Origin of the sequence: Pseudonocardia sp. T1-2H (assembly GCF_038039215.1) — a bacterium.
Classification (GTDB): Bacteria; Actinomycetota; Actinomycetes; order Mycobacteriales; family Pseudonocardiaceae; genus Pseudonocardia.
Window position 1 is genome coordinate 6,265,505 of the sequence record NZ_JBBPCL010000001.1, and the last position, 13,104, is coordinate 6,278,608.

At 73.8% G+C, this 13,104-nt stretch carries 11 protein-coding genes and 1 tRNA gene; 4 read left to right on the forward strand and 8 right to left on the reverse strand.

Features of this window, described 5'->3' with window-relative positions; translation table 11 throughout:
* Positions 1 to 655 precede the first annotated feature (655 nt).
* From WBK50_RS30855 to WBK50_RS30875, 5 genes are all read right to left on the reverse strand, one after another.
* Positions 656 to 732: transfer RNA gene (locus WBK50_RS30855), tRNA-Thr, on the reverse strand.
* A 246-nt stretch (positions 733 to 978) separates the two neighbouring features.
* Positions 979 to 1,350 (reverse strand): nuclear transport factor 2 family protein, encoded by a 372-nt coding sequence (locus WBK50_RS30860; protein ID WP_341338932.1) that lies wholly within the window; start codon positions 1,348 to 1,350, stop codon positions 979 to 981.
* Positions 1,351 to 1,407: 57 nt separating this feature from the next.
* The gene (locus WBK50_RS30865) at positions 1,408 to 2,559 is read right to left on the reverse strand and encodes a DNA polymerase III subunit delta' (protein ID WP_341338933.1); all 1,152 of its coding nucleotides are present in this window, start codon (positions 2,557 to 2,559) and stop codon (positions 1,408 to 1,410) included.
* 70 nt (positions 2,560 to 2,629) lie between these two features.
* Positions 2,630 to 4,726 carry a bifunctional MFS transporter/dTMP kinase gene (locus WBK50_RS30870; RefSeq protein ID WP_341338934.1) on the reverse strand — a complete coding sequence of 699 codons (2,097 nt, stop codon included), beginning with the start codon at positions 4,724 to 4,726 and terminating at the stop codon, positions 2,630 to 2,632.
* 198 nt (positions 4,727 to 4,924) lie between these two features.
* Positions 4,925 to 7,726, reverse strand: a complete 2,802-nt coding sequence (locus WBK50_RS30875; RefSeq protein WP_341338935.1) for a transglycosylase domain-containing protein — start codon at positions 7,724 to 7,726, stop codon at positions 4,925 to 4,927.
* A gap of 132 nt (positions 7,727 to 7,858) precedes the next feature.
* Between WBK50_RS30875 and WBK50_RS30880 the strand changes: the two genes are divergently transcribed.
* Positions 7,859 to 8,233: a WhiB family transcriptional regulator gene (locus WBK50_RS30880; protein WP_341338936.1), complete on the forward strand. Its 375-nt coding sequence runs from the start codon at positions 7,859 to 7,861 to the stop codon at positions 8,231 to 8,233.
* Positions 8,234 to 8,273: 40 nt separating this feature from the next.
* Here the strand turns inward: WBK50_RS30880 and WBK50_RS30885 are convergent, their stop codons facing one another.
* Complete coding sequence (locus WBK50_RS30885) at positions 8,274 to 9,455, reverse strand: ArsA family ATPase (RefSeq protein WP_341338937.1); 1,182 nt, start codon at positions 9,453 to 9,455, stop codon at positions 8,274 to 8,276.
* Entirely contained in the window at positions 9,452 to 10,480 is a 1,029-nt protein-coding gene (locus WBK50_RS30890; RefSeq protein ID WP_341338938.1) for an ArsA-related P-loop ATPase, read from the reverse strand. Before WBK50_RS30890 ends, WBK50_RS30885 begins: the two co-directional genes overlap by 4 nt.
* A gap of 121 nt (positions 10,481 to 10,601) precedes the next feature.
* Here WBK50_RS30890 and WBK50_RS30895 point away from each other — a divergent pair, with 121 nt between their 5' ends.
* The 3 genes from WBK50_RS30895 to WBK50_RS30905 are packed head-to-tail and all read left to right on the forward strand — an operon-like array spanning position 10,602 to position 11,906.
* Positions 10,602 to 10,775 carry a DUF4177 domain-containing protein gene (locus WBK50_RS30895; protein WP_297493341.1) on the forward strand — a complete coding sequence of 58 codons (174 nt, stop codon included), beginning with the start codon at positions 10,602 to 10,604 and terminating at the stop codon, positions 10,773 to 10,775.
* Positions 10,772 to 11,230 carry a RidA family protein gene (locus WBK50_RS30900; RefSeq protein ID WP_341338939.1) on the forward strand — a complete coding sequence of 153 codons (459 nt, stop codon included), beginning with the start codon at positions 10,772 to 10,774 and terminating at the stop codon, positions 11,228 to 11,230. Before WBK50_RS30895 ends, WBK50_RS30900 begins: the two co-directional genes overlap by 4 nt.
* A 16-nt stretch (positions 11,231 to 11,246) precedes the next feature.
* Positions 11,247 to 11,906, forward strand: coding sequence for a hypothetical protein (locus WBK50_RS30905; protein WP_341338940.1), 660 nt, complete (start codon positions 11,247 to 11,249; stop codon positions 11,904 to 11,906).
* 946 nt (positions 11,907 to 12,852) lie between these two features.
* On the opposite strand, the gene WBK50_RS30910 is transcribed toward WBK50_RS30905, so the two are convergent.
* Positions 12,853 to 13,014: a hypothetical protein gene (locus WBK50_RS30910; RefSeq protein ID WP_341338941.1), complete on the reverse strand. Its 162-nt coding sequence runs from the start codon at positions 13,012 to 13,014 to the stop codon at positions 12,853 to 12,855.
* Between the last annotated feature and the right edge of the window lie 90 nt (positions 13,015 to 13,104).

Genomic DNA, 13,104 nt, shown 5'->3' on the forward strand with positions numbered 1-13,104 from the left:
CCGACAAGGCCCGAAAATCATCGCGGCCGGAGCCGAGGACAAGCGTGTCGCGGTAGTCGCGCTCGGCTGAGTCGTCGACGAGCGTGAAGACCTGCTCAAGGCCGCCCCGAAGCTCATCCAAGGACGAGAAGGACCTGCTCAACATCGCCGAAAGCCTCGCGCTGCGCCCCCACAACGTAGAGCAGAAGCGGGACTTCAACTTCTGGCGGCTGCTGGCGGCCATCGAGGTCACCGATGCCGTCCCAGCCGTGAACCCCGACGGCACGGACGGGGGCCGTGACCGCCGAGCCCGGCGGACGCCGCGACCTTGCGAACGGTCCCGGACCCGGCTGAAGACCGAGTCGATCCCTCGCCCGCGCACGTCGACAGTCCACTCGCGCCACACAGCCAGCGGATCGCCGTAGAGCTCCTCCAGGTCGTCCCGCGAATGGCCCGTGCGGATGTATCCGGCCACCCGGCCCCAGCACCGTCGTGCCCTCATGACCGGCCGAACCCAGCTACCAGACGAACTCCTGCCGGACATGCACCAACTGAGCTACGCACACGGAGGAGGCCACGGCACATCTCTCTGACCTGCAGAAAGGCTGCGAATGGAGGCCACGACGCTAGCAGAGCCTCGACCGAGGCTACACAACAAGCCTCTGACCTGCGAAAATGGAGCCGCCTTGGGGAGTCGAACCCCAGACCTACGCATTACGAGTGCGTCGCTCTAACCGACTGAGCTAAGGCGGCGTGGTGCGGAGCAAGCGTAGCAACCGCCTGCGACGCCCTCACCGACCCCCCGGCTGTCACCTGCACGGGCGGGTCCGCCGGGCTGTCCGGCAGTTCGCGGACCCGGCAGTTTGCGGACGACGGTCTGGCGATGAAGGTCAGCACCGGGCTGCGGATCGCCTGACGTCTGGTCGCCGGGGAAGGACCAGCACGGAGCAGCGGGGCCGGGCGGTCGAGGTCGCGGCCCGCGACGGTCCGGCGCGGGTCTCAGCCCGTCGAGGCCGGGACCTCGAGGAACGCGGCGGTGTCGTAGTAGGTCCGCACCCCGAGGATCTTGCCGTCCTCGAAGGTCAGGAAGGTGGACCCGACGTAGTCGATGTCGCGCCCGTTGGCCAGCGTGCCCGTGCTCTGCCACTCCAGGCCGGCGTCGCCGTCGCCCTCGACCACGTTGGTGAACTGCGTGCTGATCTCCTTGAACTGGTCCACGTACTGCTGCCAGAACTCCTGCGCCTCGCCGCGACGGGTGCCGGCGCCGTCGAGCCGGAAGAGCTCGGCGTCGTCGGCGAACAGCGCGACGAGGTCCTCGACGTCGCCCTTCTGCTCCGCGGCGCGCAGCGCGGCGACGAACTCGCGGGTCACGTCCTGGCGAATGTCGTTGTCCTCTATGCGGGAGACCTACCCGGGACTCCCGGGGGCTCAACCCGTGTGGAGCGAGGTCATCATCGCCTCGACGGCGATCCGGGGCTTCACGTTCAGCTCCAGCGCGTCCCGGCAGGCGAGGACGGCCTCGAGGCGGCGCAGCGTCGACTCGGGCGTCCACTCCCGGGCGGCGAGGCGGACGTCGGCGTCCCGGTCCGGGTTGCCCAGCGCGACCCGGGCGCTGCTGCCTGCCACCAGGACGTCCCGGAAGAACCCCGCCAGATCGACGAGGGCGCGGTCCAGCGCGTCCCGCTGGGTCCGGGTGGCCCGGGACTTCTGCCTGCGCTCGAGCTCGCGCTCGGCGGCCTTGGCGCCGCGGGCCGCGGTGGCCGCGCCCTTGCCCGTGCCGCCGGCGCCCATGGCGATCGAGAGCTCCTCGCGCTCGGCCGCGTCACGCGTACCGCTGACGTCCGCCGCCTCGGCCTCCGCGGAGCGCACGAGCGTGTCCGCGAAGGCGAACGCGTCGCCGAGGTTCCGCAGCTTCAGCGGGACGCCCAGGATGCGCTCGCGGCGTTCGCGCGCCTCGGGGTCCCGGGCGAGCCGGCGCGCGCGGCCGACGTGCCCGCCCGACACCGACGCGGCCCAGGCCGCGGTCTCGGGGTCGATCCCGTCGCGCTCCACGAGCACCTCCGCGACGGCCTCGGGTACCGGCGTGCGCAGGGGTACGAGCCGGCACCGGGAGCGGATGGTGACGGGGACGTCCTCCGGATGATCCGACGGCGCGCACAGCAGGAACACGGTCTGGGGCGCAGGCTCCTCGACGGCCTTGAGCAAGGCGTTCGACGCGCCCTCGGTCAGCCGGTCCGCATCCGTGATGATCAGGATCTGGTAGCGGCCGGTGGACGGGCGGCGCGCCGCGAGCTGCACGAGCGCGCGCATCTCGGCCACCGAGATCGACAGTCCCTCGGGCACGACCTCGCGCACGTCCGCGTTCGTGCCCGACATGATCGTGCGGCAGGCCTGGCACTCGCCACAGCCGGACTCCGGGCACTCCAGCGCGGCGGCGAAGGCGCGGGCGGCGACGGAGCGACCCGAGCCGGGCGGCCCGGTGAACAGCCAGGCGTGGGTCATCGCGGAGGGGTTGCGCGCGGCGTGGTCCAGCTCCTCGACGGCGGCGGGCTGACCCACCACGTCCCGCCACACGCTCATCGCACTCCCTCGCTGCGCGAGGTCGGCGCTGCGCGCAGGCGCTGTGTCCACGGTTCGCTCGCGCGCTCGCTCACGGCCTGACCTCCGGCTCCCCGGCGGCCTCGATGCGCTCCTCGGGCGGGCCGACCAGCGCGTCGTCCGGCGCGCGCCCGGCGGCGGGCTTCAGCACCGGCGCGAGCCCCGCGGCGACCCGCGCGGCGACCTCGGCGGGCTCGCCGTCGGCATCGACCACGACGTAGCGGTGCGGCTCGGCCGCCGCCATGCGGGTCAGCAGCCGCTGCACGCGGACGTGCTCCTCGCCGGCGACCCCGGGCGGGGTCTTGGGCGCCGGGTCCTCGCCCGTGGCGGGGGCGCGGTCCAGCAGGACCGACACGTCCGGGCGGAGCCGGCCGGTGGCCCAGACGGCAAGGCTCTCCAGCTCGCCGGCACCGAGCTCGGCGTTCATCCGGTCCGCGACCACGCCGAACTGCACGAGCGGGCTCGCGACGAACCGGTCCATGACCACGACCGCGCCGTCCGCCAGGGCCGGGCGCACCACGCGTTCCACCAGGTCCGCGCGGAGCGCGGCGGCGGCGAGGGCCTGGGCACGCGCACCGGAGAACTCGACGTCCCGCATCGCGGTGACCCAGCGGGCGCTCTCCGACTCGCCGTCACTCGGGACGACGACGGTGTGCCCCTGGGCGCGGAGCGACTCGGCGAGGCGGTTCGTCTGGTCCGCGGTCTCGGCCGGGGTGGCGCCCTCGACCGCGATCAACACGCCGGAGTGCCGGCGGTCCCCGCGGCGCAGGGCCGCGAGCAGATCCGGGAGCAGCGGCTCGAGCCGCCGGTCGTCCATCTGCCGGTACGCGAAGCTGCCGACGACCGCGGCCACGAGACCACCCCCGAACAGGACCAGCCGCGTGCCGTCGATCTGGAACTCACGCCCGAAGAGGTCCACGGTGCGCGAGGCGACCACGCCGACCAGCAGCGGGACCACCGACATCGCCCCGAGCAGGACCAGCCGGACCAGGGACTGGACGAACGCGACCACCCGGCCGCGCACCTCGTCCGCCACCTGGGAACCGATGATCGTCAGCCCGGTCAGGAACGCGATCCCGGCGAACGCGCCGACGAGCGCGACGGTGAGGAGCGCGACCACCAGGTGCGGCGCGAGCGCGACGAGGCAGAGCGCGAAGCCGGCGGCGACGATCGCGGTGCCGAAGAGGCGGTTGTGCGGGAGCCTGCGCGCCAGCCGCGGCGCGGCGCCCATGCCGATCGCGAGGCCGATGAACACGGCGGTGAACAGCAGGCTGTAGGACGCGTCCCCGCCGCCGAGGCTCGCGGAGTAGAGCTTGGCCGTCGCGATGACCGCGCCGCCCGCCGTGAACGCCCCGATGATGCCGATGACGAGACCGCGCACCAGCGGCGTGCTGACGACGAAGGTGAAGCCGTCCTTGAGCAGGGCGAGCAGACCCGGCGGCTTGTCCCCCTGCGCCCGCGGGCCCGTCCGGCCGGAGATCTCCTTGATGAAGAACCAGACCGTGGCCGCGGTGAGCAGGTACGCGCAGCCGTTGAGCATCAGCGCCACGTAGACCGTGGTGATCGGCGAGCTGCCCGCGAACAGCGAGCCGGAGCTCGAGATGATCGTGAACAGCCCGGAGGCGAGGAGCACGGCGACGCCGTAGGTCATCACCAGGGCGAGCTGGTTGGCCGTCTCCACCTGGTCCGGGCGGCGCAGCAGGTTCGGGACCGCCGCGTCCTTGGCCGGGATCCAGAACATCGCGCAGACCTCGATGAGGAACGTCGCGGCGAAGAGCCACCACAGCGACCCGACGATCGGGATGGACACGAACAGGCCGAAGCGCAGGATGTCGCAGGTGACCATGACGCGTCGCCGGTCGAACCGGTCCGCGAGGGCCCCGGCGAACGCGCCGCCCAGCAGGGCGGGCAGGAGCTTGGTCGCGACGACGCCGCCCAGGGCGAAGCTCTGCGCCGAGTACCCGTTCGTGAGCTGGGTGGCGAGCGAGGTCAGCGCGAGCAGGCTCAGCCAGTCCCCCGTGGCGGACACCGCGGTGACGGCCCACAACCGGCGGAACGCGGGGATCGCCAGGACGCTGCGAACCCGGTGCGACGTGGGCGCGGCGATCGACGGCGTGCTTGGAGCGGCGTCGGAAACGATCGCGCTCATCCTCCTCCGGAAGGGCCGGATGGGGGGCCGGCCGGTCCGCGGTGGCTGCCCCACGGGCAGCCGAGTCACGCCCAGGGTAGCTGTGTGGCCCGGCGGTTCCGGGATGCGGGCACGTCAGGGGCCTCAGCGGCTTCTCAGAGCGACCGGGCCTCACCCGAGGTCACGGGTTCACCAGCGACACGATCAGCTGAACCAGGATCACGCCGTAGACCAGGACGAAGAACAACGCGAACGCCCGGTTGCCGAGCCTGCTGCGGGCGTGCCGGGAGAGGCCGAGGATGTCCGGCTCGTGCTCGACCGGGGGCCGGTGCACGCCGGCGGGACCCTCCCACAGCTCGGGTGGCGGGGGCTTGCGCGGGGCCGGGGGGCGGGGAACCGGGCGCGGCCGCGGTTCCGTGCCGTCCGCCCGCCTCGCCGCCCGCAGCCGCGCCGAGGGCCATGGCTCCTTGCGCGGCGCGGGGGCCGGAGCAGGCGGGTGGACGGCCGCGTCCGCGGGTCCTTCCTCACCCATGCGCGAGATGCTAGGCCGGACCCCCGGGGCTCCGCCGCGGACGCGACCCGTCCGGGTGACGGGTCAGCCGTTCCCGCCGTTCCCGTCGCCGGCGTTCCCACCGCCCTGGTCCCCGCCCTGCCGGCCGGGCTGGCCGGGGCGGCCCGGCCGTCCCCGCCGGTGCCCGGAGCGGGCGGCGGCGCGGGCACGGTCCCGCTGCTGACCTGCAGCGTGATCGTCTCGCCCGGGAGCGCGGTACCCCGGGGGCTCTGCCCGACGACCGTGCCGCGCGCGGCCAGGTTGTCCACCGTGGTGACGGTGACCTTCCAGCCGGTGCCTTCGAGGAGGGAACGGGCGTCGTTCTGGCCGCGGCCCACGACGTCGGGCACCCGGGACTCGGCGCCACCCTGCAGGTAGCGGTCCACGACCGGCGGCAGCGGGAGCACCGGGGTGCCGTCGACCATCGGCTTCACCGCGCCGAACCACGTCTCGGCCGGCGTCTTGCCACCGAAGATGGTGCCGCTGCCGCAGGCGAACGGGGCGCCCGCCCCGTCGCAGAGCGGGCGGGGCGCGTTGGAGTTGTCGAAGGTGATCACCGAGCCGGCGAGGTTCGGCAGGAAGCCGACGAACGCGGCGGACTTGTGCTGCTGGGTCGTGCCGGTCTTGCCGGCCATCGGCCGGTCCCAGCCGACCTGCCGGGCGGCCGTGGCGGACGTGCCGATCTGGTCGTCCTTGCTCAGCGCGGTGAACATCGTGTCCGCGAGCCCGGGGTCGACGGCCTGGTTGCACGCCGCCTCGGTGAGCGGCACCGCGGCCCCGTTGACGTCGGTGATCGTGTCGATCGGGCTCGGCGGGCACCACTTGCCGTGGCTGGCGATCGTCGCACCGACGTTGGCCAGCTCGAGCACGCTGGTGGGGCTGACGCCCAGGGTGAACGACGCCAGCTTCTGCGCCTTGGTGACCTCGGCGATCGAGCGGTCCGTGCGCCGGCCGGTGTTCGGGTCCACGAACGGGGTGGTGGACAGCGACTTCATGCCCAGCCGCACCGCCATGTCCACGACGTCCGGGACGCCGGTGAACTCCTCGAGCTTGATGAACGCGGTGTTCGGCGAGGTCGCGAGGGCGTCCGTGAGGCTCATCTGGCCCGGGTAGTCCCCGGCGTTCGCGACCGGGATCGGCCGGCCGTTGCCGTCGATGTAGATCGGCGAGGCGTACCCGCTGGGGGGCACCGTGAGCTGGTAGTTGATGCCCAGGCCCTTCTCCAGCGCCGTCGACGCCGTGAAGATCTTGTAGACCGAGCCCGCGCCCAGGTTGACCGGCTGGTACGGCAGCCCGTAGCTGGTCTCCAGCTTCTCCGCGTTCAGCCCGAACGTGCGGCTCGACGCCATCGCGAGCACCTTGTGCTTGTCCTGCCCGGGCTCGACCAGCGACATCACGTTCGCGACGTTCGGCTGGGTCGGGGGCACCTCGGCGTCCAGCGACGCCTTCATCTTGGTGAGCTTGTCCCGGTCCAGCGTGGTCTTGATCGTGTAGCCGCCGCGGTTGATCTGCTCGGTCGAGAAGCCCGCGTCGGTCAGGTACTCCACGACGTACTTGCAGAAGTAGCCCGCGTCCCCGGCGCCGATGCAGCCGTTGGGCCGGCCGGTCAGCGGGTTCGCGACCCCCAGCGACGACGACGCGGCCTGGCGCGCCTGGTCGTCGGTGATCATGCCCTGCTCGCGCATCGCCCCGATGACGACGTTGCGCCGGTCCAGCGAGGCCTGCGGGTTCTGCACCGGGTCGAACTGGGTGGTGCTGCGGACCATGCCGGCGAGCATCGCGGCCTGCGGGACGGTCAGCCTGTCGGCGGTGGTGTTGAAGTACGTGCGGGCCGCGGCCTGGATGCCGTACGCCCCGTTGCCCCAGAAGACGATGTTCAGGTAGCGGGTGAGGATCTCGTCCTTGCTCAGCTGGCGCTCCAGCTGCAGGGCGATCCGCGCCTCCTTGAGCTTGCGCGCGGGCGTCTGCTCGGTGGCCTTGAGCCGCTCCGCCTCCGTCTGGGCCTCGACGTAGAGCGTGTAGTTCTTCACGTACTGCTGGGTGAGGGTCGAGGCGCCCTGCACGACGTCCCCGGACGCCGAGTTCGCGACGACCGCACGGATCGTGCCCTGCCAGTCCACGCCCTGGTGCTGGTAGAAGCGCCGGTCCTCGATGGCGACGATCGCGGCCTTCATCGCCGGCGAGATCTGCTCGGCGGTGACCTGGGTGCGGTTCTGGTCGAACAGGTAGGCGATCGGCTGCCCGCTCGAGTCCGTCAGCGTGGTGGCCAGCGGCAGGTTGCCGGAGACCAGCGTGCTGGACGAGCTGTTGACGCTGTCCCCCGCGTCGTTGGACAGCAGGCCGACGCCGGCGGCGAACGGGAACGCGATGCCCGCGGTCACGACACCGGCGAGCAGGCACAGCCCGAGCAGGAGAGCGATGGGGCGCTTCAGGTCACGACGGCTGCTCGACACATCGGGGGAGGGAGCCACGACGTGGGAGGTTACCGCCCCGGACATGCTGCTCCTGTCAGGTTGAGTAGTTCTGCGTTCTTACCGGGGTCCGTGATCTCTCGAAGAATCCGACGTGGGTCGGGAACTGCGAGGACGGCGAGAGGTGCGGACGTGGCCAGCGATGCGGATTCGGGCAGGTGGAACTGGCGCGGGGCGGCCCGCTGCCGCACCGGCGACGCCGAGGAGCTCTTCGTGACCGGCGCCGAGCAGCGGCGGGTGCGAGACTTCTGCAGGGCCTGTCCGGTGCGCACCGAATGCCTCTCGCACGCCCTGGACCAGCGGATCGAGTTCGGCGTCTGGGGCGGGATGACCGAACGGGAGCGCCGCGCCCTGCTGCGGGAACGCCCGGAGGTGACGTCCTGGGCGCGGCTGCTGTCCGACGCCCGGGCCGCGCACTACGCGTCGGCGGCGGACGAGTCCGCGGCGCGGATGGCGACGGCCGCGGAGGAGACCACGGGCGCCGAGGGGCTCACCGAGACGGGCTGAGGGCGGCCGCCCCCCGGGCGTGTCACGGCGCCGGCCGCGGCTACAGGTGGTGGACCTTCCCGGCCGGCTCCGGCGACGCGGACCTCCCGTCGGGCTGCGCGAGCCGCTCGCCCACCTCGCGCAGGCCGTCGAGGTCCGCGATGTCCCCGGCCACCGCCGGGACCCGCGCCACCGGGACGTCCGGGTGCGCGCCCACGAAGCGGCTCAGCAGCCGTTCCTCCCGGTCCGCGAGGTCCACCCGGTCCGCGTGCAGCCGCAGCACTGCCGCGGCGAGCCGCGACGAGCCCGCGTTCCCCGCCGCGTGCCTGGCCTCCGTGGCCGAGAGCGGCGCGAACACCGGGTGCGTGCGGTTGAGGACGAGCCCGGCCAGCGGCATCTGCTCGCTGGAGAGCCGGTCCACGAAGTAGGCGGCCTCCCGCAACGCATCCGGCTCCGGCGCGGCGACGACCAGGAACGCCGTCCCCGGCGAGCGCAGCAGCTCGTAGGTCTTGGTCGCCCGCTCGCGGAACCCGCCGAACATCGTGTCGAAGGCCTGCACGAATGCCGACGCGTCCGCCAGCATCTGGCCGCCGAGGATCGTCGAGACGGCCTTCGCGAACAGCTGGAACCCCGCCCCGACGATCTTGCGCAGGCCCTTGCCCCCGGCCCGCGCGGGCGAGGAGAGCAGCCGGATCATCCGGCCGTCGAGGAAGTTCGACATCCGCTGCGGCGCGTCCAGGAAGTCCAGCGCGGAGCGGGACGGCGGCGTGTCCACGACGATCAGGTCCCACTGCCCGCGAGCGGTCAGCTGGCCCAGCTTCTCCATCGCCATGTACTCCTGCGTGCCGGAGAACGACGAGGAGATCGTCTGGTAGAAGGGGTTCGCGATGATCTTCTCGGCGCGGTCCGGGGCGGCGTGCGTGTGCACCATGTCGTCGAAGGTCCGACGCATGTCCAGCATCATCGCCTGCAGCTCGCCCTGCGCGTCGTCGGTGGAACCGATGCCGGGGACGGTGCCGGGCTCGTTGCTCAGCTCGGTCAGCCCCAGGGCCTGGGCCAGCCGTTTGGCCGGGTCGATCGTCAGCACGACGACCTTGCGGCCGCGCTCGGCGGCCCGCAGGGCCAGCGCGGCCGACGTCGTGGTCTTGCCCACGCCGCCGGAACCGCAACACACGATGATCTTCGTCTGCGGGTCGTCGATCACCGCGTCGACGTCCAGGAACTGCGGCCTCGCAGGGCTCACGCGGACGCTCCCACGGTGGTGCCGACGCCCTGCGCGGTGAGCGCCTCGGCGAGCTCGTACAAAGCGCCGAGGTCCACGCCGTCGAGCAGCTGCGGGAGTTCCAGGCGCGCGAGGTGCTCGGTGCCGGCGGCGGCCTCCAGGCGCGCCGCGGCCGCGGACTCCGACGCGACCCGCACGGCGTGCTCGACCGTCTCGGCCACCAGGCCGTCGATCACGTCCGGCGGCAGGTCCAGCCCGGCCGAGGCGAGCCCGGCCCGCACCCGGGCGGCGTCGACGCGGCCGTTCGCAGCGGGCGCCACGGACCGGTCGGGGAGCCACTGCTCGCGCACCCGGTTGACGATCACCGCGCCGACCCGCAGGTCCGCCTCGGCGAGCTCCCGCACGGTCTCCAGCGTCTCCGTGACGGGCAGGTCCTCGAGCAGGGTGACCAGGTGCACGGCCGTCCGCGGCGAGTGCAGGAGATCGACGACGCCCTCGGCCTGGTTGTGGATCGGCCCGGTGCGGGCGAGCTCCGACATCGCCTTGGTGACGTCCAGGAACGTGACCAGCCGGCCGGTGGGCGGCGCGTCGAGGACCACGGCGTCGTAGACGGGGCGGCCGTTCTCGGTGCGGGAGACGCACTCCTTGACCTTGCCGGTGAGCAGCACGTCCCGCAGGCCCGGCGCGAGCGTGGTCGCGAACTCGACGGCCCCCATGCGGCGCAGGGTCCGGCCGGCCATGCCGAGCCGGTAGAACATCTCGAAGTACTCCAGGAGCGCGGCCTCGACGTCCACGGCCAGGGCGCGGACCTCACCGCCGCCGGGCGCGACCGCGATGCGGCGTTCCTCGTAGGGCAGCGGCGCGGTGTCGAAGACCTGCGCGATTCCCTGCCGTCCCTCGACCTCCACGAGCAGGGTGCGGCGGCCTCCCGACGCGAGCGCGAGGGCCAGGGCCGCCGCGGCGGTCGTCTTGCCCGTACCGCCCTTGCCGGACACCACGTGGAGCCGGGCACCGGCGAGTTCGGCGGGCCAACCGGATGACGTCACGGCCCCAGCCTACGGAGCGCCCGGCGCATCGGCCCGGCCAACCGCCCGGCACCGACCGCCCGTCGACCCGACCCGGTCCGACGCACGTCCGGGTGAACACCCCCGACTACAGTCCCCGGCCATGAGCTCTCCGGGCATCGTGAGGTGGGAATACCTCACCGCACCACTGCTGATCCACAACACCAAGGCGATCCTGGACAACTTCGGCCGCGACGGCTGGGAGCTGGTCACCGTGACGTCGGGGGCGAACCCGGAGCAGCTCGTCGCGTTCTTCAAGCGCCCGGTGGCCTCGTGACGGCCCCGTCCCGCAAGCTCGCCGAGCTGGGCCTGACGCTGCCCGCGGTCGCCGCTCCCGCGGGGTCCTACATCCCCGCCCGGCGTTCCGGCTCGCTCGTCTTCACGGCCGGCCAGGTGCCGTTCGTCGACGGCGCTCTGCCGCTGAGCGGCAAGGTCGGGGACGCGGTCACCGCCGAGCAGGCCTACGACCTGGCGCGCACGTGCGCGCTCAACGCGCTCGCCGCCGTCGACGCGCTGGTGGGGCTGGACTCGGTCACCGGTGTGGTGAAGGTGGTCGGCTTCGTCGCCTCCGCGCCCGGCTTCAACGGCCAGCCGAAGGTGATCAACGGCGCGTCGGACCTGCTCGGCGAGGTCTTCGGCGAGGCCGGGCTGCACGCCCGGTCCGCGGTCGGTGTCGCGGAGCTGCCGCTGGACGCGCCGGTCGAGGTCGAGCTGGTCGTCGAGGTCTCCTGATGGCCAGGAGCTCCGGATGAGCAGCGCCGGTGAGGCCGGGCACGAGCTGCTACTGCGGCTCGCCGGCCGGCTCCCCGACGACGTGCTGTGGCGGCTGCGGGACTGGCTGGCCGCAGGGGCCGTCGATCCCGTGGCGGCGCTGCTGCCGCGGGCGCTGCTGCGCAACCGGGTCGCGCTGACGGAGTCCGAGCGCGAGCTGCTCGTCGCCGCGGCCGGCGACGGCCCGCAGCGCCGGCTGATCGACGCCGTCCTGCCGCTGAACGGACCGGACGAGCCGCGCTACCCGTTCGCGGCCGGACCCGGCCTGCCGGACCTGGCCGCACTCGGGGCGATGGCCGTCGTGCGCGGCGACCCCGGGGCCGTCGAGCTGCGGCAGAGCAGGCGCGGGTCCCGCGGCGAGCAGCGCGTGCTGCTGGTGCTGGACGCCGCCCGGCCGCTCGAGCTCACCGGGACCCTGCAGCGCCTGCTGCGCGCCCACGGGGACCGCACGCCGTGCGTCGAGGTGCTCCCTCCGGGCCTGGAGCCGCCCGCCTACCACCAGGCCGCGATCCTCGGGTCCGCCGTGCTCTGGTCCCGCATCCCCCGCACCGCCTCCCCCGAAGAAGAAGCTGTCGTCCCCGCGACAACTGACGATCCCGCCGGCACGTCGACCCCGACGCCGAGCGGGGCGAGCTGAGCGAAGGAGGGCCCATGTCGGCCCCACCTGCCCTGACCACCCACGAACTGCTGCTCGCCCTCGCCGGCCGGGTCGACGACGACCTGCTGGGCATCGGCCGCGAGCTCGCCGCGATCGGGGAGGACCCGCAGGCCGTCGAGCTGCTCGCGGCAGCACTGGTCGCGGACCGCGCGGTGCTGCCGCCGTGGATCCGGGAGGCGGTCGTCGCGGGCGCGCGGAGCCGGCACGTCGAGATCGACGTCGAGGGCGGGCTGCCCGCCGCCGTCGCCGAGGACCGCACCGCGCACCGCTTCCAGGCGGACGCGCTGCCCGCCGGCCTGATCACGGACACGGTGCGCCGGGTCCCGCCGCGCAACCTCGCCGGCTGCACGATCCGGCTGACCTGGCGGCTCACCCCCGCCGGCGCCGCCCCCGGGCCGCTGCCGCACCCCGTCCTCCTGGTCGAGCTGCCGGGGCCGAGCACGTCCGCCGAGGTCCTGGCGTACCGGCTGAGCTCCGTGCTGGACCGGGCCGGGATGCCGTCGTCCGTCGAGGCGTACGGCGCCGCGGACGCGCTGCCCGCGTACCACCTGGAGGCGCTGCGGAAAGCGCGCACGATCGTCGACGGCGGGAGCGGGCGTCCCGCACCCCGGCCGCCGGTCGAGCGCGGCGCGGTGGCCGCGCCCGTCACGGCGCCCGTCGAGACCGTGGACCCGGCGGAGCTGATCTCGTCGGGGCCCCTGTTCACGGCGCCGATCCCGGCGGAGCCGGTGACGGCCGTGCTCGCAGGTGCGGACGCGCCGGTGCCGGCACGCGAGAGCGCGGACCGCGAGGCACCGTCGCTGCTGTCCGGCGCACCGGTCGTCGAGCCGGGGGTGGCAGCCCCGTCCGCGGCCGCGCCGGAGGACATCGCCGCGCGCGAGGAGTCGCGGGCCGAGGAGACGACCGCGATCCCCGTCGCCGGCCGTCAAGCACCGGCGAGCCCGGCCGCCGAGGCCCCGCCGGCCCGCCCGGACAGCCGTGCCGCGGAGGCGGAGGCCGCGTCCGCGGCGACGCCCGCGGCCGGTTTCCGCAGCCAGGACGCCGCCCGGTTCCCGCAGCGCTCCCGCGCGTCGTCGCGGCCGGACACGCCGATCAGGGCCGTGCCGGATCCCGTCCCGGGGAGACCGGGCCCTCGCCTGCGGCCGCGGAGCTGCCGCCCCGCTCGCCCGCGATCGGG